The organism is Lacisediminihabitans changchengi, assembly GCF_016634425.1.
Taxonomy (GTDB): Bacteria; Actinomycetota; Actinomycetes; order Actinomycetales; family Microbacteriaceae; genus Lacisediminihabitans; species Lacisediminihabitans changchengi.
Map to the genome: position 1 here is coordinate 447,987 of NZ_JAEPES010000001.1, position 26,870 is coordinate 474,856.

Consider the following 26,870-nt stretch of genomic DNA (forward strand, 5'->3'; position numbering starts at 1 on the left):
TAGGCTAGCGGCGCGGCGAGGCGCAGTCGGCAACGCGGTCGTGGCCATCAGGCGAAATGCTCACCGTCAACCCGTCCGCCCGTCCGCCCGACCGCCCGTCCGCCCGTCCGCCCGTCCGCCCGTCCGCCAACAGGATCAGATCGGCAAATCGGCAGTCAACAGGACGAAATCGGGACTTTCGGTGTCGCCATCATGTTGACGGACGGGTGCGGGAACGGATGCCCTACTCCCCCGTCGTCGCGAGGAACACGGTGCCCTCACCGCGGAACGCCAGCGTGCCCTCCTCGGGCGTGACAAAGAAGCTCTCGCCGCGAGCTATCGACGTCGACGACACCGCCCCGGTGATCGTCATCGCGCCGGCGGTGCACAGCGCGATCGCGGGCCCGTCGACGCGGTAACCGGCATCGCCGGTCACGCGCACCAGCAGAAAGTCGGGCACGTCGGGCTGGAACACCTGCACGGTCGGCGCCGGCGTCGACGGATGCAGGTACGGCACGGGTACGGCGCGAAAGTCGAGCACGCTCAGCAGTTCCGGCACATCCACGTACTTCGGCGTGAGCCCTCCGCGCAGCACGTTGTCCGACGCCGCCATCAGCTCGACACCGAGCCCCTGCAAATACGCGTGGATGTTGCCGGCCGGCAGGTACAGCGCCTCGCCCGCCGACAGCGTCACGCGGTTGAGCAGCAGCGAGATCACGATGCCGGGGTCTCCGGGATACTCGCGGGCGAGGTCGCCCACCGTCGCGAACTCGCGGTCGAAGCGGCCCGATGACGCGAGTGGCGCGATGTCCGACACCAGCCGAACGAGGGTGGGCACACCCGCGCCGTTCGACAGGAGCCATTCGAAGGTCGTGCGGAGCGCGTCATCCGCAGACCCGGTAGACGGTGTTGACAGCGCAGCGAGCAGGTCTTCGAGCGGCTGCGGCTGCGGGTCTTCGCGGCGCTGATCGGCGTCGAGCAGGGCGTGAACGATCTCCCGTGTTTCGTCGAGCGAGCGGAACCCGCACAGCGCGTCGAAGGTCTCGCTGAGCGCGAAGATCATCTCGGGCTTGGCGAAGGCATCTTTGTAGTTGCGGTTGCGGGCATCCAGCGGGATTCCGAGCGCGTTCTCCCGCTCGAAACCTTCGAGGGCCTGCTCGGGCGTCGGGTGCGCCTGCAGGGAGAGAGCGGATGACGCGGCCAGCACTTTGAGCAGAAACGGAAGCTGCCCGGCTCCCGCCGCCCCACCCAACGTCTTCGCCGGATCGGCGGCGATCCAGTCCAGCAGAGTGGCGGACCCCTCGGCCTCGGCCGGGTCGACGATGCGACTCGGTGATCCGGGATGCGCACCGAGCCACAGCTCGGCTTCCGGCTCACCGCTCGGGGTGGTGCCCAGCAGGTCGGCGATCGCCGAGGTCGATCCCCAGGCGTATGGACGAGGGGTGTTAGCGATCTTGACGAACATGTACTGCTTCTCTCTAGTCTGCTTGGCAGCGATCTACAAAGCGCGCTCCGCGTCAGTGAGGGCCCGTGCACCAAAAGTACAGCGCGGCCCCGGGCAAATCCGCATCACCTTAGAGTCGACAGGGCAACCCGCACGAGCAATGGAGCAGAACACAATGACGTCATTCGAGCCCATCCCCAGCGACTTCTACGGTTTCGAGAATGCGCTGAGCGATCAAGAGAAGCAGACCATCGTGGCGCTGCGCGAGTTTCTCGAGGCGGAGGTGCGCCCGATCATGAACGACCTGTGGATGAATGCTGAGTTCTTTCCCCGCCACATCGTGACGGGTCTCGCCGACCTCGGCCTGTTCGGTCAGCCGTGGGAGGAGACCCGCCAGTTCGAGAACAGCGCCGTCTTCCGCGGCTGGATCGCTCTGGAGCTCGCCCGCGTGGATGCCTCGGTCGCCACTCTGGTCGGTATGCAGAACGGTCTCGTCATGGGTTCGATCGCGGTCGCCGGCTCCCCGGAGCAGCGCGCAGAATGGCTGCCGAAGTTCGCCAGCGGTGAGCTGCTTGGCGCGTTCGGTCTCACCGAGCCGCTCTCCGGCTCTGACACCGCCCAGGGCCTGCAGACCGTTGCCAAGCGCGACGGTGACAACTGGATCATCAACGGCGCCAAGCGCTGGATCGGCAACGGCTCGATCAGCGACGTCACCATCGTTTGGGCGCGCGACGCCGACGACAACCAGGTCAAGGGCTTCATCGTTCCCACGAGCACCCCCGGCTACTCGGCCAAGCGCATTGAGAACAAGCAGGCGCTGCGCATCGTGCAGAACGCGGACATCGTGCTGACGGATGTCGTGGTGCCGGAGTCGAACCGCCTCCAGGGTTCCAAATCGTTCCGCGAGACGGCCGCCGTACTCAGGCTCACTCGCGCCGAGGTGGCGTGGGCTGCGATCGGCAACTCGATCGGTGCATACGAGGCGGCCGTGAAGTACGCCGGCGAGCGCATCCAGTTCGGCAAGCCGATCGGTTCGCACCAGCTCATCCAGGAGCTGCTGGCCAAGAGCCTCGGCAACATCACCGCCTCGATCGGTCTGGTCACCCGCGTCTCGGCGATGCTCGACGAGGGCACTCAGCGCGATGAGCACTCCTCGCTCGCCAAGGAGTACACCACCAGCCGCATGCGCGAGACCGTCGCCTGGTGCCGCGAACTGTTCGGCGGCAACGGCATCGTCATGGACTACGGCGTGGTCAAATACTTCGCCGATGCCGAGGCCATCTACTCCTACGAGGGCACCCGCGAGATGAACACGCTCATCGTCGGGCGCGCCATCACCGGCAAGGCCGCCTTCGTGTAGTCCCGTCCCGCCGGTCGGCTGCGCGCGACCCAATTCCGCCGGTCGAGTAGCGCCCGAGCGCCCGCGCGGGGACGCGTATCGAGACCCGCCCTCTCACAAGCTCGGCCCTATTCGGTGTTTGGCCGGGTCATGATCCCCGTGGTCAGACCGTCGACCAACTCTCGTCTGCGGCCTCGTGCCATAGGCCAACCGGGCAGAGACGAATCGCCAAACGCCTTCGCTAGCGCATCGAGATCGAGCAACCTCCACAGCTCGCGCAGCTCATCCGCCCGCTCCGTGCCGATCGCGGTCATGGACTCGCATCCCATGAACTGAGCGGCGGCCACCGCGTAGTCGAAGTCCGATGCGACAAGGATCTGTCGTCCGTGATCGGTACCCCACAGCGTCGTGTCGACGTCAGAATCGTTCGCATACCAGAACGCAACGGTCGCCAGGTCGGGGCCGTCCTTGTCGTCGTTTGCAGAGGTCCATCGGTCATGCCACGCCCGCAACTTCAATGCCGAATAGCCGGCGGGCGTTGGCACCCGAATGGACGTCCCGCTCGGCATCCGGAGGGGCGCAGCCCCGGTGAACACTTCTTGGAAAGCGAAGACGCTGAAGGGGTCCGTCTTACGCGTCGCCGGCGCCACTTCGCCCCGCGGATCTTCGACCGAGCCGAAAGGCATGATGTCGACCGAAATGTCCGAGATACGGTAGCGAATGCCTGTGTGACCGGTGCGAGAAAAGCGTCTAACGATCTGCTCGTGGGAATCCCAATCGTCGATTGCCAGGGCGAGATCGATATCCGACGTTCGTCGAAGAGCGAACTCGTGCCCGAGCGAGGCATGGAGGATGTCCCGGCATTCGGCACCCACTAGCATCACTCGATCGCCCGCGATCGAACCGTCGTCGACGATCGTGCTGATCACCTCATCGAGTAGATGAAGCTGAGCTTCGTCAATCCCCCGCAAGTTCACTGTTCTGCTCTCTGTAGATCCCTGCAGCCTCGCGCTGCCGTCCGTCTCCGCTGCTCATAAGGTCCGCGTACACGAGCAGTGAAGGCACCTCGTGCTCAAACCGCTCGTATTCCACCCCTCGCTCTGCGCGAAGAATCTCGGCCGGCGTCTTCCAGAATTGTCTGCGGATTTCGATGTTGGGATTTTCGTCCCGCCTCCATCGATTGGCGAAGATCAGCTGCGGGTCCAGCTCCCGCACGTAGAGAGTCAACGTGGTCGGCCGCAGAAGCGACGGAACGGCAAGTTCACCGCTAATCGAGAACGGCGCGCCGGGACCGATTCCGACCACGCTCACGATGTCGCCGCGAAAACGCTCCAACTGCAGTTTGTTCTTGAGTCCCGTCTGATATGCGGTAGTCCAGTTGTCTATCAACTCTCGTTTGCGCGCGATCGTCGGCAGCCCCTCCCCGACTAGGTAGCCGATCTCTTTGAGAAATTCGATTGTGTTAAACGCACTGCCCACTGACACGCCTGCGACCTGGCCTGTGTAGCGCACAGGCATGGTCAGCAGCTCAGGCCACGTGAGGAGGGCAAAAATTACCTGCGATCGGCTCAGGCTGAAGGGATTCCGCGGCGATTGCACACGCGTTTCTTTCGACCGCGGCGCTGCCGATCGCCGCCCGCGTACGTCGATGAGCACGTCACCGAACTGAATGGAGGCGTTCCCGGCAAGGTCAAGGTAGTCAATGCCTTGCACGCGCAATGCGTTCGCTGTTCTCGGATTGAACTGCTCTCCGAACATCAGCACTCGAGAACCTGATTGTGCGTTCTTCGTGATTGTACGAAGCGCCGATGGGGCACCGGTCTGCATCGGAAAGTAAACGGCGTCGTACTCCTGCGCTGACTGCCCGCGGCGAAGCTCGACCTTCTCGGAGTGTCCCGCCAAAAGGTTCGACCATCCGGCGTCCGCGCGGACTTCCACGCCGAGTTCTCGAAGCATTGACTGAATCGCCGCTGATTGCACCTTGGCTCCACTCGCCTCGTGTTCATTTATCGTGCGCGTTCATTCTATTTGAATTGCGCTTCAAAATATAAAAACCTGGGAGCTACCTCCATGCATAGCTTCGCGCAACAATGGCCGAAGAAAGCTGGCCGCTAGGCTATCCCGGCCAAGTGGCAGCCGCGAAGGGAGCTCCGGATGACGCGCACTCACGCCACCCGCGCGCGCGGAGTCGAGGCGGCCGTCGTCGCCGCCATCGCCATCCTCGCCACCGCTGCCGCGTGGTTGCGCCTGCCGCCGATCGCGCAGCGCACAGTGTGGGCGGAAGACGGAACCATCTTCGTGAATGACGCAATCTCCGGCAGGCCGCTCGAGCACCTGTTCGCCGGGTACATGGGCTACCTGCAGTTCGTGCCCCGTTTGCTCGCCGATGCGGCGGTGTCCTTCGCCCGGATCCAGGACGTCGCGCTGTTCATCAACCTGTCGGCCTGCGCGGTCGCCGGGCTCTGCGCGGCGCTCGTCTTCTGGTGCGCGCAGGATGTCGTCCCCGCCCGTGCGCTGCGCTTCGTCCTGGCGGCGATCACCATCGGTGCGCCGCTGCTCCCCATCGAGGTGCTGGGCAACGCCGCAAACGTGCACTGGATCTTCATCTGGACGATGCTGTGGGTGCTGCTCTACCTGCCGCGCACACGGGTCGGAGCCTGGCTGCTGGGGCTGGTCGCGCTGATCTGCGCACTCTCGGACATCCAGTTGCTGTTTCTCGTTCCACTGTTTTTCGTGCGCCGCCGCTCAGCCCTGGTGTGGCCGCCGCGCATCGGACTCGTCGTTGGCTTGATCGCACAGATCGCCACCAGCCTGCTCTCCCCGCGCGAGGCACATTCCGGGGGCCTCGGCGGAGCGATCCGCGCCTACATCGGGCAGACCGCTCTTGCCAGTTACCTTCCCGACCCGAAGCTTCTGGACGCCGCGCTCGGCAATCTCCGCGTGCTCTGGCTCGCTCTTGCCATTGCGCCCTTCGTCGTCGCGTTCGTCTACGTGCTGAAACGCGGTTCGGGCCTGCAGCGCATCACCGTGCTCTATCTGGTCCCGGGGTCTGCGGTGCTCTGGACCGCTGACTCCTACCTCAACGGGTACGGCGGTGCCGCGCTGACGCCGCACGCCTTCAGCTTCGTCCGCTACGCCGTGGTGCCGAGCATGATGCTGTTGGCGTCGGTGATCGTGGCGGCGCAGATCTTGCTGACGAGGTCATCCCGTCCCTGTCGAGTCGTCGGTGCCGTAGCGGCCGTGGCGGTGGTCGCCCTGCTCGCTATCCACTTCGTTCCCTACGACACGAACCGCTCGAACGGCCCGACCTGGGATACGGCGATCGAGCGCGCACAGATGGCCTGCAATTCCGAGCCTGGAAGCGCCGAGGAACCGATCACCACCGCACCGAAGTATGGAACGGTGCGGTGGGTGGTCTCCGTTCCGTGCTCGCGCATCGACTAATAGGCAGCTATTCGCGCGCGTGCAATGATTCTCTAGCTGTTTCCGCCTCACAGAAGGACTCGCCCCGCATGCTCCCCGAGCCCGCTGACTGGCGCACTCTCGTCGTCATCCCGACCTACGACGAAGCGGAGAACATTGGCACAGCTGTCGCGAACGCACTCGCCGCAGTGCCGACAACGCACGTGCTGGTCGTCGACGACGCCAGCCCCGACGGAACCGGCCGCATCGCCGACGACCTCGCGCAAGCCGACGAGCGCATCCACGTGCTGCACCGCACTGCGAAGAACGGCCTCGGCATGGCCTACGTCGACGCTTTCGGCTGGGCACTCGAACGGGATTACGACCTGATCGTGGAGATGGATGCCGACGGCTCACACCCGGCCGACACTCTCGCCGAGATGCTCGACACCATTCGCGCCGGTGCCGAAGCCACCCCACCGGTCGGCGTCGTCATCGGCTCGCGCTGGGTGCAGGGTGGCCGGGTCGAGAACTGGCCGAAGTCGCGCGAAGCTCTCAGCCGTACCGCGAACCTCTACGCCCGCGCAGCTCTCGGCATCCGTACGAACGACCTCACCGGCGGCTATCGCGTCTACCGCGCAGATGCCCTTGCGGGCATGACTCTGACGGATGTCGACTCGCAGGGGTACTGCTTCCAGATCGACCTCACGATCCGCACCGTGAACGCCGGCTTCGGCGTCGTCGAGGTGCCGATCGTTTTCAAGGATCGGGAGTTCGGCGTCTCGAAGATGAGCGGCAACATCGTCGTCGAGGCCATGCTCAAGGTCACCGCGTGGGGCATCGGCCGCCGCGCCAGCCAGCTGCGCCACCTGCTCGGCTCCCGCGCATCCGTAGCGGGGTCGTCTAGCCTCTAGGCATGGCAATACTCGACAGTCGCGGCTTCCGCCTGGGCTTCGCGACTCTCGCGGTCTTCTCCACCATCGCCAGCGATTTCTGGCGCGATCTGACCACCTGGTACGGCTACGGCGCCGTCGTGCTGATCATCGCGGTGACCACCATCCTGCTGCTGGTCCGCAACCGGGCGAAGATCCGGCTGACCAAGCTGCCCTACCCGTTGATCGCCTTCCTCGCCCTCGCACTGCTGTCGATCGCCTGGTCTGCCTATCGTCCCGAGACCGTGCTCGCCTTCGTCACCCAGACGCTCACGAGCCTCGCTGCGGTCGTCATCGCCGCACTCCTCAGCTGGGCCGAGCTTCTGCGCGTGCTCGGCTGGGTGTTCCGCCTCATCCTCGGGCTGTCGTTCGTCTTCGAGTTCATCGTCTCCGCGTTCATCCGCCATCCGATCTATCCGGTCTGGGTCGTGCCGGATGACCCCGCGCACCCGGCCAAGCTCCTGTACTGGTCGCGCAATCTCTTGTTCGAAGCGGGCAAGATCCAGGGCATCGTGGGCAATTCGAGCCTGCTCGCCCAGGCCGCGCTGATCGGCCTGATTGTTTTTGGAATTCAGCTCGCCGCCCGATCCGTCGGCCGCGCCGGCTGGGTGTGGTTCGCGGTCGCGCTCGTCGCGATCGGGCTCACCCGGTCAGCGACGATCTTCCTCGCAATCGCGGCACTGCTGGTGGTGACGCTGGCCGTCGTGCTGGTGCGGCGGGCGCGAACACCGCGCACTCGCGCGTACACCTACGGCGGGATTGTGGCCGTGGTAGCCGTGCTCGTGCTCGGCGCGCTGGCCGGGCGCGGGGTCATCCTGTCGGTCCTCGGTAAGAGTTCGGAGCTCACCGGCCGCACCAACATCTGGGAGCACGTCATCCACACCTGGTCGCAGCGCCCGGCCTTCGGCTGGGGCTGGATCAGCTACTGGGTGCCGTGGGCGTACCCCTTCACCGACAAGAAGCTGCTCTACGTTGAGGCCGGTGGCGTGCAGGTGCTGCACGCACACGACGCCTGGCTCGACGTGCTGTTCCAGCTGGGGGTGGTCGGGCTCGTCGTCTTCGCCGCGCTCGTCGTGTCGACCGTGTGGCGCTCGTGGCAGCTCGCTGTGGATCGCACCTTCACCGGATCGACGGATCGCGGCACCCACAGCTGGCTCTCGCTGCTGCCGCTGCTGGTGCTGGTCGCGCAGCTTATCCAGAGCATCGCCGAGAGCCGCATTCTGGTCGAGGGCGGCTGGCTGTTGCTCGTGCTGTGGGCGGTCAAGACCAAGTGGGATCGCTCCGTCACCGAACTTGCCGCGGGCAGGCCGAGGCGAGCCGGATGAGGCGAGCCAGATGAGTTCACCCGCCCCCTCGGCATTGGATGTCGCGGAGCACTTCTTCGCGTCGCCCCGGCTTTCTTCCGCCCTCACGCTGGTCATCGTCGCGAGCGAGCTTGCGGCGGTGCTGGCGCGCGACCTGATCGGCTGGCCTGGCGCTCTCGCGGTGCTCGGGGGCCTCGTGGTGTTGGCGTCGCTGTCACTGCTGGCTCAACGCCACATGATCGAGTGGAACGGCCTGCTGCCAATCTCCCTCATGGTCTTCGTGGGTTGGGCTGCTGTCTCGGTGTTCTGGAGCCAGTATCAGTGGGCGAGTCTCGGCAGCATCCTGTATTTCGGAGCGGTCAGCCTGCTCGGCATCTACGTCGCGCTCGTTCGCGACACGATCCAGATCGCTCGCGCCTTCGGGGACGTGCTGCGGGCCGCCTTGCTGCTGTCGCTGGCACTGGAGATCTTCTCCGGCGTGCTCATCGATACCCCGCTTCCGTTCCTCGGGGTGGCCGGTCATCTTGCGGATTTGGGTCCCATTCAGGGCATCTTCGGCGGACGCAACCACCTCGGGGTCATCGCGCTCATCGCCATAGTCACCTTCGGCCTTGAGTTGCGGACGAAGTCGGTGCGTCGCGGCACCGCAATAGCTTCGCTGGTGCTCGCCGGCGCGCTGCTGCTGCTCTCCCGCTCCCCCGTCGCCATTGGCACCATGGTGATCGTCGCGCTGGCGACGCTCGCACTCTTCGGCATTCGCCAGCTTCCGCCGCAGCGCAAGCGGATTGGCCAGGTCGCCCTGCTCGTGCTCGCGATCGTCGCCACGATCCTCGCCTGGGCGTATCGAACGCCGGTCATCAACGCCTTTGCTGCAAGCAGCGAGCTCTCCAAACGTCTGCGCCTGTGGCAACAGATCCGGCTCCTGAACCCGCTGCACGAACTCGAAGGCTGGGGCTGGATCGGGCAGTGGCGCCGCAGCATCCCGCCGTATTCGAACATCGTGGATGCGCCGACCTCTGGCTTGAACGCCTACCTCGACGTGTGGCTGCAGATCGGACTGATTGGGCTGCTGCTCTTCGTCGGGTTGCTCGGGCTCGCGTTTATCCGTTCGTGGCTGCTCGCCTCACGCCAGCGCAGCGTGGTCTACGCGTGGCCGGCGCTGGTGCTGGTCGTTCTCGCCGTCTCGTCGCTGGCCGAGAGCTCGATTCTGGTCGAGTTCGGCTGGCTCACGTTCGTCGTGTGTTCAGTGAAGGCTGCGCGGGAGCTCAGTTGGCGGCGGGCGTTTGCCGAGACGATGTCACCCCGGCCGCTCGAGGAATAGCTCGTCGGAGTTGGCTCGGGCCTCGGGTCAGGGACGGCCGAGCCCCTGGTAGGTCCACCCTGCAGCGCGCCAGGCGGCCGCGTCGAGCTTGTTGCGGCCGTCGATGATCACGGAGGTACGCACGAGGCCAGCGGCCCAAACTGGGTCGATCTCAGCGAATTCCGGCCATTCCGTCACCAACACCACGGCGTCCGCGCCCCGCAGGGTCTCTTCGACGCTCGCGGAGTAGGAGAGTTGTGGATGCCGGGCGCGCGAATTCTCGATGGCCTGCGGATCGGTCGCCACGACGTCCGCTCCGAGTCCGCGCAGCTGCACGGCGACGTCGAGCGCCGGCGAATCGCGCACGTCGTCGGAGTGGGGCTTGAAGGCGAGGCCGAGCACGGCGACCTTCTTCTCGTTGACCACCGGACCGAGCGCTGCGACGGTGAGGTCGACGACGCGCTGGCGGCGGCGGAGGTTGATGTTGTCAACCTCTTTCAGGAAGGCGACCGATTCGCCACGCCCGAGTTCCTCGGCGCGGGCGGTGAAGGCGCGGATGTCCTTCGGGAGACACCCTCCGCCGAAGCCGACCCCGGCGTTAAGGAAGCGGCGCCCGATGCGGTTGTCGAAGCCGATCGCGTCGGCGAGTTGGGTGACGTCGGCGGCGGTGACTTCAGCGATCTCGGCCATGGCGTTGATGAACGAGATCTTGGTAGCGAGGAAGGCGTTCGCGGCGACCTTGACCAGCTCGGCCGTCGCATAGTCGGTGACGACGACGGGGGTGCCGGAGGCGATCGCCGTCGCGTACACCTCGTCCAGAATGGATGCGGCGGTCTCGTCGCCGGCGGCGACGCCGTACACGAGGCGGTCGGGGGTCATCGTGTCGAGCACGGCAAAGCCCTCGCGAAGGAACTCGGGGTTCCAGGCCAGCACCGCTCCGCTTCCGGATGCCGCTATCACGTCGGCGAGGCGGGCGGCCGATCCGACCGGTACGGTGCTCTTCCCGACCACGATGTCGCCCTCGGACAGATGGGGAAGCAGGGAGTGGATGGCCGCGTCGACGTAGGTCATGTCGGCGGCATTGCTTCCGTCGCGCTGCGGGGTACCGACCGCGACGAAATGCACGCGCGATCCGCGCACCTCGGCGATGTCGGTGCTGAACCGCAGACGACCGGTGGCCATCGCGGAGGTCAGGATCTCCGGCAGCCCGGGTTCGAAAAACGGCGGGCGACCGTCGGCGAGCTGGGCGATCTTGGCTGCGTCGACGTCGATACCGACGACGTCATGACCGAGTTCGGCCATCGCCGCAGCATGGACCGCCCCGAGATACCCGCATCCAATGACTGAGATCTTCATGTGTTGCTCCTGTTGTTCACGCGTCGGGCACGCGTAACTGGGTAATTCAATCAGATGGTTGGACTGTCAGTTCTTCAGAGACTCGCAGTCGCGCGTATTGGATTGCCAGAAGCACTGCCTGGATGATCGCGGCCACACACAGCCCCCAAATGGCGCCGACCACGCCGTCAATGCCGAATCCGACGAAGAAAAGAATGATGACGATCACCGCCCCGGCGAGACGGATCCACAGAGTCGCTTTGGGATCGATCATCCGAAGCGCGATCACACACACCGTGCTGATCGAGAGCGCGATCGCTTGCACACCGATCGGCACGAGCAGAGTCCGCGCGCCGGCCCAGGTGTCACCGAGTAAGAGGCGTCCGGCTTCATCCGGCAGGACCAGCAAGACGACCATGAGCGTCGCGGAGACCAACGCAAGGGCACCGGCGAGAGCGAAAGTCCACCGGTCGCGTACTCGAGGCTCAAACCGACGCAGGATGGGGATCGTAAAGGCGACCACCGCGTTGAGGAGCACGTTGAGCGGCCCGAATAGGGTCGAGACCCCCCGAAGAGCTCCCGTCGCCGTCAGACCGGCAAGACCCCCGAGCACGATAGTGAGTCCCTGACTGGTCGCACGGACGGCGAAAAACTCTCCGAAAAACCGATGCCCGAGATAGCGCCGCTCGAACACCCGGCGGAATTCGATGTGGTTGCCGAGCAGACGGATTCGCGGCACGAAAAACGCGAGCGGAACCAGCGAGACCAGTCCGGCGATCCCCCACAACAACGTGACCATCGTGGCGTTGGGGACTCCGAATACACCGAGCGCACAGAGCGCGATGAGAACAGCGACAGCCCCGACCCAGACCGCATCGATAGCCACCGCTAGCTGGGTGGAGTCGAGTAGCGCAGCGCCGAACCGCGCGGTCTCGTGCACGGCCAGCGGCCCCAGAATTATCGCGAGAACGACAAGAGGGCCCCGCACCTCCTCGACGAGGATCGCCCAGACGACAAGGACAACCACTACCGGAATCGATAGCGCAAGAGCCGCGCGGCACGCGGCCACCGCCCGTGCGGCGAGATATCTGCGGTCGCCATTGGCAAGAACGAGCTCCTGGCCGATGAAAGCTTGATAGCCACCGATGATGATCGAGTAGGTGATGAAGACAACCGAGAACGCCCCGAACTCCTCAGCGGAGAGGAGCCTCGCTGCGGCAATAACGATGAAGAAGTTCGACACACTCGAAAGGCCCTGATCGACGATGCCGAGTACGGCAGAGCGGCGGCGGGAAATCGGCCGCACAAGGTGATCTAGCACGACGGACAATCGTCGAGAGTTGCGGAATCCATCGTGAACGCAGCCTATCGTTGTGGCGCATTTCATCGAGCATGAGCCGCCAGTACACTCGATCCCGGCGCTCGTTCGCCGGAAGGCTGGTGTCGATTGCCCCGACTGCTCGATCGTTTCGTCGCATTTGCGATCCTTGTGGTCCCGCCGTCTACGATCATCGCGATTCACGGATTCGGCGACGACGAGGAGAACGCGCTCCGGATCGCCCATTCGGCGCTCGATGCGTCAACGCCGAAAAGCCGGGTAGTGCTTCTCTCGAAGAACCCCGACGACTCGCGGGCGCTCTATCGAATCGCCAACCGGCAGAACAAGCCACTCGATCGAGAGCCTCGCTTCGTTTCGAAGAATACGATTCGTGGACTCTGGATATTCCTCCGCGCCCGGGTGGTCTTCTATACCCATGGATTGTTCGGCAGCCCCCGATCCGGAAGAAGACGGATTCACGTGCTTCTCGGCCACGGTCACGGTCCGAAAAGTGCGAAGCCGAACGGAGCCCAATTCCACTACCTCGCAGATCTCGCCAGCACGAACTCGAGCACATGGGGGCTCCAGGTCATCCGTGATCTGGGGATAACCGCCGAGGATGCCGCTGTCGTCACCGGCAATCCGCGCGAAGATGCGTTCGACGAGTCAGCCGATCGAAGCAGACTCAGCGCACTAGGCATTGATCCGGGTCGCCCGGTTGTCGTATGGCTCCCCACCTACCGGGTCAGTGATCATGCAGCCTTCGGCGGGTGGGTCGACGGCGAGCGGCTGGACACGATGGATGAGTACCGACGGTCGATGGCTGAGCTCAAGACGCTCTGTGCTCAGCACGACATCACCCTGGTGACCAAATCCCACGTGCTCGACGCCCAAGGCGTCTCTGACGAGTGGGAGATCTCCTCCATCACCAACGAGAGCCTGCGCAGCGCGGGCCTCTCGTTCTATCAGTTCCTGCAGCTCAGCGACGGTCTCGTATCGGATTTTTCCAGCGTCTGGGTCGACTACCTCTCGTCAGGTAAATCGATCGGCTTGCTGATCCATGACGTCGATGCATACGCAGAGGCGCGCGGGCTCAATACGCCATCGATCCGCACAGTCGCAGCAGAACTCGAGTTGTCCGACAGCTCCCGGCTGGAAAGATTCGTCGAGTCGATCGCCAATGGTGCGATCTGGAAGTCGGAGGCCCTTGCCGCGGTGAAAGAGTCCATTGAGTTCCCAAAAGTGGATCACCGTTCGGACGCCGTCATCGATTCCGTGATCTTCTACGCGGGCGCCCATTCGGTCTCGGTACCCCTCACCCTTAGGTAAGCTCGCTGCCATGACTCAAGCGCTCGTTGCCATCGGGGCGCTCGCCACCATTGCACTCATCTTCAGTTCCCGCGAATATCGTTCGGGCTGGGGACCGGCGCTCCGGCGAATCCCGCTTCTGGTCTACCCCGCCGCAGCGGGCGTCTGGCCGATCATCGCCACCATTTTCGGGTACTACCTGAAAGATGCGAATCGGCCGCTGCGCACGGAGCAACTGTTCGCGTTCCAGTTCGCGCCACTGCTTCTTGTCAGTGTGATTGTCGCTGTGATTGCAATGGTTCGCGGCTTTCAATTCGTGCTGCTTCCGACGTTCGCTCTGGTTGCGATCCTTCTCGCGGAAGCTGTGGGCGCTCTCGTGCTCGGCCAGTCGTGGGGGCATGTGCTCGCTGCCACCGCAGCTCTGGCTCCCGCGCTCTTCGTCCGGCGAGAAGGCGGCCAGTTGGACATCCTTAAACGGGGCGTGACCTTGGCGCTCGCGCTTCTTGTTCTGGTTCTTGCGGTCTTTGTCTTCGTGAAGCCGGAACTCGCTCTCCGCCCGTGCGCTCAGAGCTTCAAATGTCTGCTCAGCGACCGCGCACTCACTGTCGACTTCGGAGCCGGGAGCAATGTGACCGGTGTGACCCTTGCCCTCATCGCGCCGGCTGTCGTCTACACCATCAAAGGATGGCGCGCCTGGATTCTGCCGCTACCCGTGCTGATGATCGTGATGCTCAGCGGAAGTCGCACCGCGATGGTGGCGGTAGTACTTGGGTCGGTTCTCTCGTTGTTCCTTCGTATCGACTGGTTCGGACGGCGCCCGTGGGTGCTCGCCGCTCCGGTACTCCTGGTGAGCCTGATACCCGCATTCGTGGCTTTTCCACACGCGGCCTTCACAAATCGAGGGAACCTCTGGGGACTCGCCCGTGGACTGATTGAACAGTCTCCTCTGTTCGGCCAGGGCGCATCCTTCTGGATCCGCAACTCCGGTCCGATCAACAATGGCCTGACTTCGTACAGCCCACACAACCTCTGGCTCGGTCTGGCTGTCGACATCGGCATCGTCGGCGTCATCGCGGTTATCGCGGCGACCGTGGCCGGCTATATCACGTCGTCGAAAGCCGGGCGTGGATACGCCTGGCCGTTCATTTTCGCGATGCTGTCGGCCGGCATTCTCGAGGCAACCGTGCTGTACCAGCGTCTGAGCCCCTTCCCGGTCGGACTGCTCATGGCCCTCACCGCGCTTGCCATCGGCTACGCCGACCGCAAGCTCCCAGCCGAACCCGACGTTTCAACAAATGGACCGACGGAGCGGACGACCCCGGCGCCCATCGACGGCCCGACCGCCGAAGAGCTCTTGCGTCCTCGGAACTAGCTCGGTCGGTTCTGCCGTTTCCAGCGGAGCCCGACTGGATACCCGGCCATCTTGGCCAGATCACCGGCGACGACGATGACTGGCACGAGCGCGAGCCCCCGGGTGAGCCCGGTACCGAACTCCTCTCGTGCACGCCACACACGACGTACGTACTTCGACAGGTAAAGGCTTCCCGCGGCGACGAGCGGGATGAGTACGATCGGCTGCCAGAAGGCGACGACGACCAGCGCAATCCCCCCGGAGTACGCCAGATAGCGCACGGAGTGCCGCTTCGCCCACAACCCGGCCTTGCCGTCGCCGCGGGCGTACCGGTAGTACTGCACCATGAATTCGCGCACGCTATGCCGGGCGGACCACGTAACAGTGGCCAACGGAGCGAATGCGAATCGGTGCCCCAGTTCCTTCAGCCGAAGATCAAAGACAAGGTCCTCGCAGTAGTCGAGCCATTCCGGATACCCGCCGGCCTGAGACCACGCGTCGCGCGTAAACGCGATCGATCTGCTTGACGGCAGGAACGTCGCTGAATCGATCTCAGTCAACCGCGGGGTGGCGGTGAACGCGATGGCTCGTTCGACAAGAGATTCGCCCGTCGGGCGGAAGAAACCGCTGACAACTGTGGGCGTCGGTTGCCCGTCGAATGAGTCGAGCAACGACTCGATCCACCCCGGATCAAGCACGGTTCCGCCGTCAGTCACCAGAATCCATGGCGATTCCGCAAGTGAGATGGCGGTATTCCGCCCCTGGGAGATATTCGCGCCGGGGCGCTCGACGATCCGAACGGCTGTTCCGGCTGGAGGACTCCATGCCGTCAATATCTCAACGGTGTCATCGGCGGACCCTCCGTCCACGATCACCACCTCGCTCGGTAGATGGCGCTGTGCGGAGAGGCTTCGGAGGAAGGTCGGCAAGCTGTGGCCCTCGTTCAGCACCGTGAGCACGAGGCTCGCCGGACGCACGTGTGAGTTCGGTACCGCCGCGAGGGTCACGCGCCAGGAACTTTTCCTGAATTGGCCGATGCCTCGGGGTGCCGGCGTTCTGCGAACCGACCGCCGAAGATGAACTCCGGGTATAGGGCGTAGAACTTTACGAGGGATGCGATCTCATGCGCCCAGGGCGACAGTCTGAAATGCGCGGTTTCCCGCGCCCAACCGTGGTTCCAGCGGAACTGGCCCGCAAGTACGACCGGACGACCGGATCGCCAGGATCGGATGGCGATGTCCTTGTCCTCGTAGTAGATGAAGAACCGCTCATCCCACCCTTTGAGCGCGGCGAACGTCGCAGCGGAACCTGCGACCACTGCGCCCATGCTCCAGAAAATGAATCGCTCCTGACCCGGCTCTGCGAAGACCAGATAGGAGTGATGAACCGCGGACTGACGTGAGACACGATTGACCACCTTCGACAGCAGCAGTGGTGCTCCGCGCCCGTTCGGCTGATCTCGGCCGTCGTTGTTAACGAGTTGGGGACTCACCAACCCACCATTCCGTTCAATTGTTTGCGCGAGGTCGGGCAGATCATCGAATTCGACCGAGACGTCAGGATTCACGAACGCGATGAATTCCCCACGCGCAGCGGCGAGGCCGACATTGTTCGCGGCACTGAAACCGACGTTGTGATCGAGTCTGATCACGGTGGCGCCCAGCCGTTCAGCTACGAGCGCGCTGTCGTCCGTCGAGCTGTTGTCGACGACGATCCATTCGACGTCGGCGGGGGTCGGACGCGACCAGTACCGCTCCAGTTCACTGGCACTGTTGAACGCGACGGTGATCAACGTCCACGGAAAAGGCACGATAGTCGATTCCCTTGTGGCCAAAGAGCGGGGATATCCCGGTCGACCCATCCTAATCCTCTCGTTCGCGACAGGCCCGGCCCACGCCGTGCGTCGTCGCACCGAGTAAAGGTAAGCTCGCCCATCGGCATTCCATTGTCGAGATGCGGGAACCACCCAGCTGTAAATGAGAGGTCCTCGTGAGAAACAACGCCCCAGCGCCCACATTGGTGAGACGCGCCCTCCGAACCACCCGTGTCGCTGCCTGCGTCGCGCTCATCGCTGCCATCGTCGCGGGGTGCACGTCCCCGACGCCGACACCGACGCCGAAACTGACAGCGTCGTCGGCTCCCGTCGCGGCCCAGCCTCCGTTTACGCGCACTCCCATCTCTCAAACAACTCCGGAGACGTCGACCGCCACTTCGACCACCTCGACGCTGGCTGCGGACTACACGAAAGCCAACGGGACAGTCGATCAGAACGTCTTGATGAACGCATCACAGGGCGGCTACGCACCGATGCAGAATATGAACTGGTTCCCGGCGCAGGCCGCGCAGATGTCCAGCATGGGGTTAAGAGACATCCGTATCGACCATGTCTTCGACGACAACTATTACCACGTTGTGAATATCGCGGCCGACGGAAAAGCAACCTTCGATTTCACCAACCTGGACCGCGTGGTACTTCCTCTGGTGCGAAACGGCATGACGCCATTCTTCTCGCTGTCGTACTCTCCGTCCGTGTCGGGTAAAGCGCTCTACAAGGCCCCGGTCTCCACAGAGATCTTCGCTGCGGCGAGCGGCGCGCTCGTCGCGCATTACAAGGCGATGGGGATGTCAGGCCGCAATTGGGAGGTCTGGAACGAGATCGACAGCCTGTACACGTACACCGGCACCATCGAGCAATACGAGGCACTCTATGCGGCAACCGTTGCCGCAGTGAAAGCCGCCGACTCGACGGCTCAGGTGGGCGGTGCCGCGACCTCGACGATCGGCGAGCTCGGCGGCTGGTCCTCCCGGTTCCTGCAGTGGCTTACCGCGAACCCGACCGTTCCGGCCGACTTCTTCTCGTACCACAGCTACTACATCGGCGATTTTTCTGACGGGCCGAAGGCTCAGGCCTGGTTGAAGGCGACCGGTCGCAACATCCCGATCTACATCACCGAGTGGAACAGCAACCCGGCCTCCGGGCTCGGGGTCGGCCAGGGGTCGGACACCAACTCGAGTGTCAGCGGATCGAGTTACGTTGCGAAGCGGCTGTACACCGCGATCGGAGCCGGTGCCGCCAAGATCTTCTGGTTCGGCCCCCTTGAGGGTGCGAATCCGAGCAAGGCCTATCTCGGCGACCTCGGACTGATCACCATGGATGGGCACCGGAAGTCAGTCGGAAACGTCTTCGAGATGTACTCCCACCTTGATCCGACGAGGATCGCCGCGACGATAGCGGGTGCGGGAACAGACACCAAAGATGTCTTCGGGCTGATGACGAAGAATCCCACGAAGAAGAAAGCCACCCTGCTTCTCTGGAACAACACTGCCGTGGACAGCACGATGGCCGTCTCGCTTACCAAGCTCCCCTACTCGAAGTCGAACTTCGAGATCTCGCAGACCATGGTGAGCGATCACAAGGGCAACTCGTTCGCCGACACCTCGACCGCAGTCGACTATCGCTATCCGAGCCCGAATGAAAACGCGCCGGTCATCAGCGATACCATCGTCGCAGGAGCCTCCGCGTACAAGAAATCCATTCGAATTCCAGCCCACGGGATCACCGAGCTCACGTTCACTCCCTCTACGAAGAAGGCACAGGCGGCCACACCCGTTGCGCAGCCATCCAACATCGACCTCGCCGCGTCCGGTGCAGGCTCGACAGTGACGACGACCTCCTCGTCTGCGGAGGTACCGATCGCGGGTTGGGGCACCGCAAACCTAATCGACGGGCGCCGGATCAGCGTGCCGTGGGTTGGAAAGGGCGCCGAAGGATGGAGCTCCGCCGGTCACGCGGACCAGTCGGCTACAGAATCCGCCAGAGTCGACTTCGGAAAATCAAGGGCGGTAGATTCCGTCGTCATGTGGTCTCGCAACTCAGCGGGCCACGAAGGAGAAGGATTCCCCTCCGACTTCACGATCAAGGGTTCGAGCGACAACGCCACCTGGACCGATCTGAGCGCCGTCACCAACTATCACGCGAAGACAACTGTGATCGGCCCGCAGACTTTCACCTTCGAACCGAAAAGCGTCCGTTATCTCAAGGTGGAAGCGACCAAGCTCGCTCGCCCGTCTTCGGAGAATGGAGCCTCGGTGTACCACTTTCAGCTCACCGAGCTCGAGGCCTATCGGAATGGTCTGAGCAATGGCGGATTCGAGGGAACGAAGCTGTCACCCTGGAAGGCTCGCGGCAGCGCGAAGGTGCAATCGCTCGTCGTGCACGGCGGAAACGCTGCGGTCGCGCTGACCAAGGCCGGATCTCGTCTCACCTATGCCGTGGCCGGCCTCACGCCCGGCACTACCTACACCGTCGGGGGCTACGTGAGGTCGAGCGCCACCGGGGGCGGTATGACCCTTCAGGCAGGCAGCAGCGCGGCTTCCACGGTGTCCCCGAAGTGGGCAGCCACTTGGGTCACGTTCACGACGGCCAAAGGCCAGACCACGGCCGATCTGACGATCACCAAAACGGGCGGCGGCACAGGCTGGGCGGACGACCTCACCATGACCTCGAAGACCGGCCAGAACTAGCTCGATCCCAAGCCGAAGGCGGCCCTCACAGTGAGTTGTTCATCCACTCGGTGAATGACGCGTCGAACGCTTCGCGGGAGAACTTTCCGCTCCAGCGGCGGCAGTCGTCCGGGTCGAGAGCCAAGGCCTGGCCGATCGCACGGCCGACGTCTTCTTTCACCAGAGCCTCAAAGTGGACGCCGGAGACACCGGCATCCACGGTCTCGGCCGATCCGCCGATCGCGTTGGCGACGACCGGAGTCCCGAGCGCCATCGCTTCCACCGGCATGATCCCGAAATCCTCGAGCGGGGGGAATACGAATACCGATGCCCGCTGGTAGATGGCGTAAAGGAGCGCACTCGACGGGTCGTCGACGAAGGTAACGGGAACTGATGCCTCCGCCCCCTGTGCAACGAGCCGAGGCCTTTCTGGGCCGCCTCCTGCAAGCACCACCGGCATCCCGACTTCTTCGCCGGATGCGATCACCAGATCAAGCCGCTTGTACGGAATGAAACGTGATGCTCCGAGTACGAAATCGGCAGGGAGGGAATCGAGAATCGCCAACTCGTCGCCACCGAGGTGAGTTCGCCAGTCCGCGACGGACTGGAGCGCCGTCGTTTCGACCGGCGGATAGATCACCGTCGCGTCACGATGCCAGTTGAAACTGATGCGATCGCGCACGAAGTTGCTTATTCCCGCGACAGCCGTTGCTTCCTGTGCCCGCTTGCGATCGAGCGGTCGCAACACGACGGACCCCGCTTTGGCGATCAGGCCGTTGCCTCGCTCGTCCATCTCCCGATTCCAGATATATCTGGCCGGCGTATAGGCGTAAATCAACTTTGGCGCGTCGGCGTTCAGGCCGCGTGGGCGAATGTGGTGGCTGAAGAGGTGGGAGCTTGCAAGCACCCAGTCGTATTCCTTGTTCGACGGTATGGCCGAGCGCCACGCCGCAGTAAGAAAGGGAACCGAGGCCGCCTTGCGACCGCGCAGTGGCGAGTCGGCTAGCCAGAGCTCTCGAACGTTGCGATCAGGAAATCGATGCGGAGCGTTCGACCAAGGCGTGACCAGGTCGGCGTCGGGATAGAGCGCGGCAATCGCCTCGAGAACATTCTCGGAACCGCCACGAGCTTCGATCCACTCGTGGGCAATCAGGCCGACCATATCAAACGCTTTCCGCGCCCCTCGGCGATAAGCAGTAACCGTAATGTCTGCCGCGATTCGTCCGAGGCTCCACAATCCTAGAACAGTCAGGACACGCCGGCTCGCGGCACCTTAGAAGCCGCGTGCGGCAAGCCTTTCAAACGACTTCACGTGACCTGTGTTACTTAGCCGTGACTCGATTTAGGTCTTACCTCGTTGAACGCTTCGAGGTGAAAGCTCTCGGTTGATTGAGAGACCTGCGGACTGCCCTGTACCCGTTGAGAAGCCTCACAAAGCCAGCATCCAGTCTTCGCGCCCACGGCGGATATTGAAACCGCTCCGAGCGGACTCGATGTAACAGCATGGGAATCTCATCTTTGCGCTGAGCAGACAACCCAGTTCCGTCGTAGTCGACAGAAACTCGATCGCTTCCAAGTATTCTCCCCATCAACCCGAGTCGGAGGATCAGGTCGTAGTCGCCCGCGAACCCTGCTCGGAGTGAGTACCCGCCTGCTTCCCGTACTGCAGATGCGGAAAATACAGTAGCTGCATGGCAAGCCGAGCGCATTCCAAACGCATGAAGAAACCAATTATGAGGAACATTTCGTAACAGTTTCTCCGGTTTCCCGGGTTCGACCTGTACGGCGCCAAAGACGATAGCTGGCGACTCAAGCTTTTCCGTAGAAACTTGGATCATGTGTCCCAAAGACGCCTGATCATGGAACTTGTCCCCAGCATTCAAATAGAGGATAAACCTGCCGTTCGCAAGTCCAGTTCCCTTGTTGAGCGCATCGTAGATCCCCGAATCCCCCTCCCTGACATATCGCAGATCGCTGCGCGCCAGGGATTCCATGAATTCTCTAGTACCGTCGGACGACAAATTATCGACCACGATGTGCTCGATGACTTCTCTATCGGAAATGTCCTGAATCCTGACGGAATTCATCGTCTCTTTCAGACCCGCAAGGTTATTCCACGTGATCGTAACGATGCTCAATACTGGCTGTTGCACAGTGTCCTAACCAATCGTCGGCCCGTTCGCGACCCGTGTTTCGCTCGCAATGCCTGTTCCTCTTGCAGCTCCATCGTCATCGACTACGACGGGTTTTCCGTTCCGACTTAGGAATATCAGGGCCGGCACGAGTTGGAAAGTGAGAATGGACACGGCAGAAACCCACACCGGTCCTGGGGCACCCCACAATTTGGCGGCACCGATGCACGCCGGCAGCCCTACCACCAACATGAGTGCCACACAGATTGCCTGAAATCTGAGCTCGCGGTCTCGAGTGAGGTACACACCCAACGGGTAGAAGGCCGATTGAGCAAATATAAGTGCGCCGAATCCTCCAGCCAACCACCACGAAACCGACGTCTGGCCGTGGCCGATGAGCAAAGCCGCAGAGGGCAGCACTAAGACAAGCGCCAGCGAGGCAAGGGCAGACGCGGATGCAACGAGGACCAAAGTTCTTCTCAAAACGCGAAGGGTATCCCGACTAGAGGAAACCGAACGAGCAGCCGCAAAGGCTGGCCAGAGCGCTAGAAGGGTCCCAGACACGGCGGCCCAAGCGGGCGCGTAAATCTGGCTGGCAAATGTGTAGGCCACGAGTTGATTAGAACTTGAAACATGACTCAATATCAATTTGTGCCCGAAGAGTAGAGCGGGCAACGCCGCCATGATTACAAGCATGGGGAGCGCACTCCCCCGTATCGAGATTTGCTTCACTGTTCTCGGCCTGAAAATATCGATGACGATACCGATATAGGAATATCCGCTCCACTTGCCGGCTAGCAGGCTAGCCACCAGGGCGAAAATCGCCGCAGAAATAGTCTGTGCCATAACAAACCACACTGGCGCCAGTTCGAGTGCAACTCCGCCCCAAATAAGCAAGACGCTGAGAATACTTGCACCGCAACTGAGCAAAGACCCAACTTGATTTTTTCCGATACCTGTTAGAACTCGGTACCCAAGTTGGAAGAAAATGAAGGCCGAGAACATTCCGAAGAATGCGATTGCCAACAGAGTCGGGTCGTTGAGGAATTTCGATCCCGATCCCAGCACAATCGGCCAGATACCAATTATCGCAAGAAGGATCGCGGCGAGGATGATAGCTGCGCCAGCCACCAGCAAAATACGCTGCGCCGACACGAGAACCCTATATACATGCTGACTCCTATCACCCTTGCGTTGCGCCGCAACCTCGTTGATCACAGCCGCGCCGACACCCATGTCCGCGAAAGGCAAGAGTTGCGACAAAGTCGTTATGAGGATTATGGACGCATACAGTTCAGCTCCCAGGTAGCCGACAGCTAGCCAAGCGCTGACGAGCCCAGAAACCAGAGCTATCGGAGTTGTTATCGCTCGAACGGCAAGATTCGAAACCAGAAGGCGGCGCACATCGGATCCTTTTACGTTTGTATGCCGGCTGGCTCCCGTAATTCGGGGCTCCCACTAAACTTCTCTGCGCTGGCCACTAGCACCAGCGCGAGAGCGATCCCGACCCACCGCCCATTGGCACCAAGCGGGGAGAAGAGGAGATCCCATAGCCCCTGAACTGCGGCGAAAGCAATCACTACATAGTTGGTTCGGGTTGCAAGTATCCCACGCCCAACAACAAAGATCAGGAACAGTCCGATTACTAGGCCGATCAAACCAGCGTCGTACCAAAACGTGCCGACTATGGAATGCAAGTCGACTCTTTCGCCCACCAGCCGTTCGTAAATGTAGTCGGTGTTTAGATTTTTGAAATTTGCTCCGGCGCTCAACTCATGTATTGCGGCAGCACGATCAGTACGCGACGGAACGACACCGATTCCGACACCCAGCGGGGAGTTTTTGAAGTAACCCAAGAGCGCAAGCGGCTCAATACGTCCCGCGAGAAGGCCAATCGCACCCTGTGAACTCTGACGAGATTGCAGGACATGGCCAAATAGTCCAGCGCTCACCATGCTTGTCAAGGCAATGAACACAGCGGCGCAGGTGAGGACAATTGCCCCTCCAAAAGCAACGACTCGACCAGGTGATAGTCCGCGCTTTCGTCGCTTGATAATGACCGCCAATACCGCGGCCAGCACCAAGGCGCCCGCAGCATTCCGTGACTCGAACGCGAAGCTCACGTACGCCAACCCAAGCATGGACACCACCGAGATCAGCAGTGGTGCGCGAGCCAACAACGACGCGAACAGCAGTGACAACGGCCAGGCAAGCACATACTTCCATGGATTTTCCGCTTGAGCACTCGTTATGAAAACTATGGAGAAAAGGGCTCCGAACGTTCCAAGCACGATCCCGGTTACTTGGATTCCGTTGACCTTCGCGCACCACCCGCACGCGACCATCGCACCGACAAAGGCGACGTATTCAAGCAGCCGCTGGATTAGTGAATTTGTATTCCATTCTCGTCCCGATGGCAGGGAAAGTGACACTAACGCGGTCACCAGCGCGACCGGCACAATCGCGAAAGTGGCCCACAGCACCCATCGAGCCGGGCGATTACTCGCAAATTGCCTCGCGGCAAAAGGGAAACAAACAATGGCGATGATCGTGCCGACTGTAAGTCGGGTCGCAACAGGAGATGGCAGAAAGATAGTTGCTGCCGCCACTATCGACAGAATGCGCTCGACTCTTGCGAATCCTTTTCGTCCGTAAATGCACGCACCGGCCTGGTGAATTCGCGAAATAATGGCGCTGATCGGGTTCTGCATGCGGCTCACCAAAGCCACAACTTCTTCGTCGGCCCTCCTAGGCGATAACCCATATTATGTGGACGGTCGCCGATCTTCTTGGCGGGTACGCCAGCGTAAAGGGACCAAGCGTCCAGATGGCCGCGAACGACGGCTCCAGCTGCGATCACAACTCCGTCTTCGATAACACTTCCCGGCAGTACGGTAACTCGGGGTCCAATCCAAACCCGGTCCCCGACCACGACGCTGCTTTCGACATATTCGAAGCTCTCCGACTTCCAGTCATGTTGCGCGCTCCATATTTGCACTTCGCTGGAGACGTTGACAGACCGCCCAATGCGAAGCCCGCCACGCGCGTCTAGAACCGCTTTCTCCCCTATCGATGAATCCTCGCCGATGAAAAGACCTCGGGGGTTTCGAACTTGGTAGCCATGGTAGATGACGACATCGCGCTCTATGGTCACTCCCGCAGCCCGAAGCGTTGCGATCCGAATGAAGTGAATCGGCCACCGGCCAAAAACCGACAGGAAGACGATTTTGAATCCTTGCTTCATTATATTAAACAGCCGATCGTGTAGTGAAGTTATGAACTTCCGGATCGGGGCGATAGCAGTTCACGATAGCTCCCCGGCAAATTTTTGGAGAATCGACTCGATCCTCAATTTGAATTGGCTCGTGCCATATTTGGCCTGAGCCCATCGCTGCGATTCGCCGTTCCCCAGAACCCCCACTCCGCCGCGGAGGATCTCTATGACGGCCGTCGCGAACTCGGCTGGATCGTCGTGAACCGAAAACGGATGACCGCCGCGATTGTCGGTAATTCCCTCGGCACCGATGTTTGTCGCGACCAGCGGCACGCCTCGGAGGAGAGCGTCCAGACTTTTGAACTTCACTCCGGCGCCGGACAGCAACGGCACCACGGCAACTGTGGCCGATGCGTAGTAAGGCTCGACACTGTCGACGTAGCCCGTGAAAGTGACGTTCGCAGCGTCGGCTGCCGCCGCTTGCAGCTGTGCGCTGGGGGAAGCACCAACGATGGCGAACTCCGCGGAAGGTTCAGACTCGATTATTTTGGGCCACACCTCGCGCAGGAACCATGTTGCACCGACATTGTTCTCAGGACGCTTGAACGCGCCGACCATAATCACCCGAGCTAGCCGAGGTTCCCGCTTGACGCGTTCGGCTGAAATTGAATCATCCCAAAGAGGAGGGTCGATATGTTCGACAGAAACCTGGGGAACAATTTGGTGGACTAACCCCGCGTCCTTTTCACTGAACGCGATAACCATTCCCGCACTCGACAGCTTGCTGTGCTCTCCGGGGCCCGTCCTCTTAACGCGGAGCCACCCGAGAGCTCGGCGCATGATCCGACAACGGGGAGTTGCGTCGAGGCTCCGTTGTTCTCGCTGGCCGAGTACGTCCTGAGAAAACAACAATGGCTTCGGGACAATTAGATTGACCGGGAGCAAACTCATAGTTTCGGTCCAGTGAACCTCAACAATGTCTGCCGCTTCCAGCATCGTGCGCGAAAGAGAGTCTTGCTTCATCGCTCGGCGGAAGCGGGGAGCCAGATTCGTTGGGTCTATCGTCGTCCAAAATTTGTCCGTGAATTTCGTCAACCGAGGCCAACCGGACGTACCGATCAATCGGACTTCAAAATCCAAATCGTTTAAAGCCAAGGCAGCGCGATTTCGTCCGTCATTTGGCGCAAGTACGGTTACCGTGTGACCGAGGCTTAACAAAGCGTCAACGTGCCTGCGAACATATTCGCCGCCCGCATGGGGAATTCCCTTGAAAGGAATGACTTTAGAGAGGCTTACGATTCTCAAGACGGGTTCCTGAGCATCGCGTACTTACTGGGCCACTGAAGTCGATTCGGCCGCTGCTCCGATCCGGTTCTTATCATCGACCTGACTCCCCTTTAATTGCATCTTCACACGCCCGTCGAAAGTCAGGCAGGACAGCCTCGACGGTGAAGCGAGAAAGTGCGCGCTCACGAATTGCATCCCCAAATTTCCGGCGAACGACCGGGTCCGAAAGTTTCCTGAGCGAATCAGCAAGCGCTGATATGTTGTCCGACTCTACAACGAGGGCTGCTTCTCCAACCGCCCAGATCAGTGGCTCCGCATTAGTTACAACTATTGCCCTTCCGGCAATCATTGCGTCCATAAGCTTGGCAGGAAGTTGCGCTTCGGTGACCATCGAAGTCTGGATGCTCGGCAGCACAACAATGTCTCCAGTTCGCACCAGTTCGAGTCCGCCTTCGAAAGTTGTGTTTCCGACCCAGTCTTCCCAGGGTTCGGAGTCCGCTGGCGGTGCATCTGTTACCACGAGCGTGACTCCGAAATCTTGGAGTTGACGCACTGCGCCCCGCAATGTTTCCACCCCTTTGTGTTTTCTATTTGTCCCGACGAACACGACCCGAGGCTCGTGGGTTTCATGAACTCGCCCTGGCCCGGTGTCTTCCCGCGCGTGGGGCACAATAGTTCCACCATAGCGACGCTGCAGAACGGGGTTGCTTACTATTCGCGAA

At 62.0% G+C, this 26,870-nt stretch carries 22 protein-coding genes; 8 read left to right on the forward strand and 14 right to left on the reverse strand.

The genetic code is table 11. The features are described 5' to 3' along the window. Positions 1–223: 223 nt before the first annotated feature. Positions 224–1,444: a mannose-6-phosphate isomerase, class I gene (gene manA / locus IV501_RS02170; RefSeq protein ID WP_200554760.1), complete on the reverse strand. Its 1,221-nt coding sequence runs from the start codon at positions 1,442–1,444 to the stop codon at positions 224–226. 154 nt (positions 1,445–1,598) lie between these two features. Here manA and IV501_RS02175 point away from each other — a divergent pair, with 154 nt between their 5' ends. Further along, positions 1,599–2,783, forward strand: coding sequence for an acyl-CoA dehydrogenase family protein (locus IV501_RS02175; protein WP_200554761.1), 1,185 nt, complete (start codon positions 1,599–1,601; stop codon positions 2,781–2,783). Positions 2,784–2,890: 107 nt separating this feature from the next. On the opposite strand, the gene IV501_RS02180 is transcribed toward IV501_RS02175, so the two are convergent. Together IV501_RS02180 and IV501_RS02185 are read right to left on the reverse strand one after the other, a co-directional pair. Next, positions 2,891–3,691 carry a hypothetical protein gene (locus tag IV501_RS02180; protein WP_200554762.1) on the reverse strand — a complete coding sequence of 267 codons (801 nt, stop codon included), beginning with the start codon at positions 3,689–3,691 and terminating at the stop codon, positions 2,891–2,893. A 28-nt stretch (positions 3,692–3,719) separates the two neighbouring features. After that, positions 3,720–4,718, reverse strand: coding sequence for a type IV toxin-antitoxin system AbiEi family antitoxin (locus IV501_RS02185; RefSeq protein ID WP_200554763.1), 999 nt, complete (start codon positions 4,716–4,718; stop codon positions 3,720–3,722). A gap of 198 nt (positions 4,719–4,916) precedes the next feature. Here IV501_RS02185 and IV501_RS02190 point away from each other — a divergent pair, with 198 nt between their 5' ends. The 4 genes from IV501_RS02190 to IV501_RS02205 all read left to right on the forward strand — a co-directional run bounded on the left by IV501_RS02190 (position 4,917) and on the right by IV501_RS02205 (position 9,721). Further along, the gene (locus tag IV501_RS02190; protein WP_200554764.1) at positions 4,917–6,206 is read left to right on the forward strand and encodes a hypothetical protein; all 1,290 of its coding nucleotides are present in this window, start codon (positions 4,917–4,919) and stop codon (positions 6,204–6,206) included. Between the two features lie 68 nt (positions 6,207–6,274). Beyond that, positions 6,275–7,078, forward strand: a complete 804-nt coding sequence (locus IV501_RS02195; protein WP_200554765.1) for a polyprenol monophosphomannose synthase — start codon at positions 6,275–6,277, stop codon at positions 7,076–7,078. Between the two features lie 2 nt (positions 7,079–7,080). Further along, positions 7,081–8,421, forward strand: coding sequence for an O-antigen ligase family protein (locus IV501_RS02200; RefSeq protein WP_200554766.1), 1,341 nt, complete (start codon positions 7,081–7,083; stop codon positions 8,419–8,421). 10 nt (positions 8,422–8,431) lie between these two features. After that, positions 8,432–9,721 carry an O-antigen ligase family protein gene (locus IV501_RS02205; protein ID WP_200554767.1) on the forward strand — a complete coding sequence of 430 codons (1,290 nt, stop codon included), beginning with the start codon at positions 8,432–8,434 and terminating at the stop codon, positions 9,719–9,721. 27 nt (positions 9,722–9,748) lie between these two features. On the opposite strand, the gene IV501_RS02210 is transcribed toward IV501_RS02205, so the two are convergent. After that, entirely contained in the window at positions 9,749–11,056 is a 1,308-nt protein-coding gene (locus tag IV501_RS02210; protein WP_200554768.1) for a UDP-glucose dehydrogenase family protein, read from the reverse strand. 46 nt (positions 11,057–11,102) lie between these two features. Next, positions 11,103–12,356, reverse strand: coding sequence for an MATE family efflux transporter (locus tag IV501_RS02215; protein WP_200554769.1), 1,254 nt, complete (start codon positions 12,354–12,356; stop codon positions 11,103–11,105). A gap of 126 nt (positions 12,357–12,482) precedes the next feature. On the opposite strand from IV501_RS02215, the gene IV501_RS02220 reads away from it, so the two are divergent. Continuing rightward, positions 12,483–13,682: a CDP-glycerol glycerophosphotransferase family protein gene (locus IV501_RS02220; protein ID WP_200554770.1), complete on the forward strand. Its 1,200-nt coding sequence runs from the start codon at positions 12,483–12,485 to the stop codon at positions 13,680–13,682. Between the two features lie 10 nt (positions 13,683–13,692). Beyond that, positions 13,693–15,033 carry an O-antigen ligase family protein gene (locus tag IV501_RS02225; RefSeq protein WP_200554771.1) on the forward strand — a complete coding sequence of 447 codons (1,341 nt, stop codon included), beginning with the start codon at positions 13,693–13,695 and terminating at the stop codon, positions 15,031–15,033. Here IV501_RS02225 and IV501_RS02230 read toward each other — a convergent pair. Then, positions 15,030–16,019 carry a glycosyltransferase gene (locus tag IV501_RS02230; protein WP_200554772.1) on the reverse strand — a complete coding sequence of 330 codons (990 nt, stop codon included), beginning with the start codon at positions 16,017–16,019 and terminating at the stop codon, positions 15,030–15,032. The genes IV501_RS02225 and IV501_RS02230 overlap by 4 nt on opposite strands. Further along, positions 16,016–16,822, reverse strand: a complete 807-nt coding sequence (locus tag IV501_RS02235) for a glycosyltransferase (protein WP_200554773.1) — start codon at positions 16,820–16,822, stop codon at positions 16,016–16,018. The genes IV501_RS02230 and IV501_RS02235 overlap by 4 nt, the downstream gene beginning before the upstream one ends. Positions 16,823–17,001: 179 nt before the next feature. Between IV501_RS02235 and IV501_RS02240 the strand changes: the two genes are divergently transcribed. Then, the gene (locus IV501_RS02240) at positions 17,002–19,536 is read left to right on the forward strand and encodes a GH39 family glycosyl hydrolase (protein WP_200554774.1); all 2,535 of its coding nucleotides are present in this window, start codon (positions 17,002–17,004) and stop codon (positions 19,534–19,536) included. 25 nt (positions 19,537–19,561) lie between these two features. Here the strand turns inward: IV501_RS02240 and IV501_RS02245 are convergent, their stop codons facing one another. The 7 genes from IV501_RS02245 to IV501_RS02275 form a co-directional block, all read right to left on the reverse strand. Beyond that, positions 19,562–20,677: a glycosyltransferase gene (locus IV501_RS02245; RefSeq protein WP_200554775.1), complete on the reverse strand. Its 1,116-nt coding sequence runs from the start codon at positions 20,675–20,677 to the stop codon at positions 19,562–19,564. 187 nt (positions 20,678–20,864) lie between these two features. After that, positions 20,865–21,653, reverse strand: coding sequence for a glycosyltransferase (locus tag IV501_RS02250; RefSeq protein WP_200554776.1), 789 nt, complete (start codon positions 21,651–21,653; stop codon positions 20,865–20,867). A gap of 21 nt (positions 21,654–21,674) precedes the next feature. Continuing rightward, entirely contained in the window at positions 21,675–23,051 is a 1,377-nt protein-coding gene (locus IV501_RS02255) for a polysaccharide biosynthesis protein (protein ID WP_200554777.1), read from the reverse strand. 11 nt (positions 23,052–23,062) lie between these two features. After that, entirely contained in the window at positions 23,063–24,358 is a 1,296-nt protein-coding gene (locus tag IV501_RS02260) for a hypothetical protein (RefSeq protein WP_200554778.1), read from the reverse strand. A gap of 5 nt (positions 24,359–24,363) precedes the next feature. Beyond that, entirely contained in the window at positions 24,364–24,891 is a 528-nt protein-coding gene (locus IV501_RS02265) for an acyltransferase (protein ID WP_200554779.1), read from the reverse strand. 60 nt (positions 24,892–24,951) lie between these two features. Further along, a complete protein-coding gene (locus tag IV501_RS02270; protein ID WP_200554780.1) occupies positions 24,952–26,166 on the reverse strand; it encodes a glycosyltransferase in 1,215 nt (404 codons plus the stop codon). Between the two features lie 73 nt (positions 26,167–26,239). Continuing rightward, a complete protein-coding gene (locus IV501_RS02275; RefSeq protein ID WP_200554781.1) occupies positions 26,240–26,755 on the reverse strand; it encodes a glycosyltransferase in 516 nt (171 codons plus the stop codon). Between the last annotated feature and the right edge of the window lie 115 nt (positions 26,756–26,870).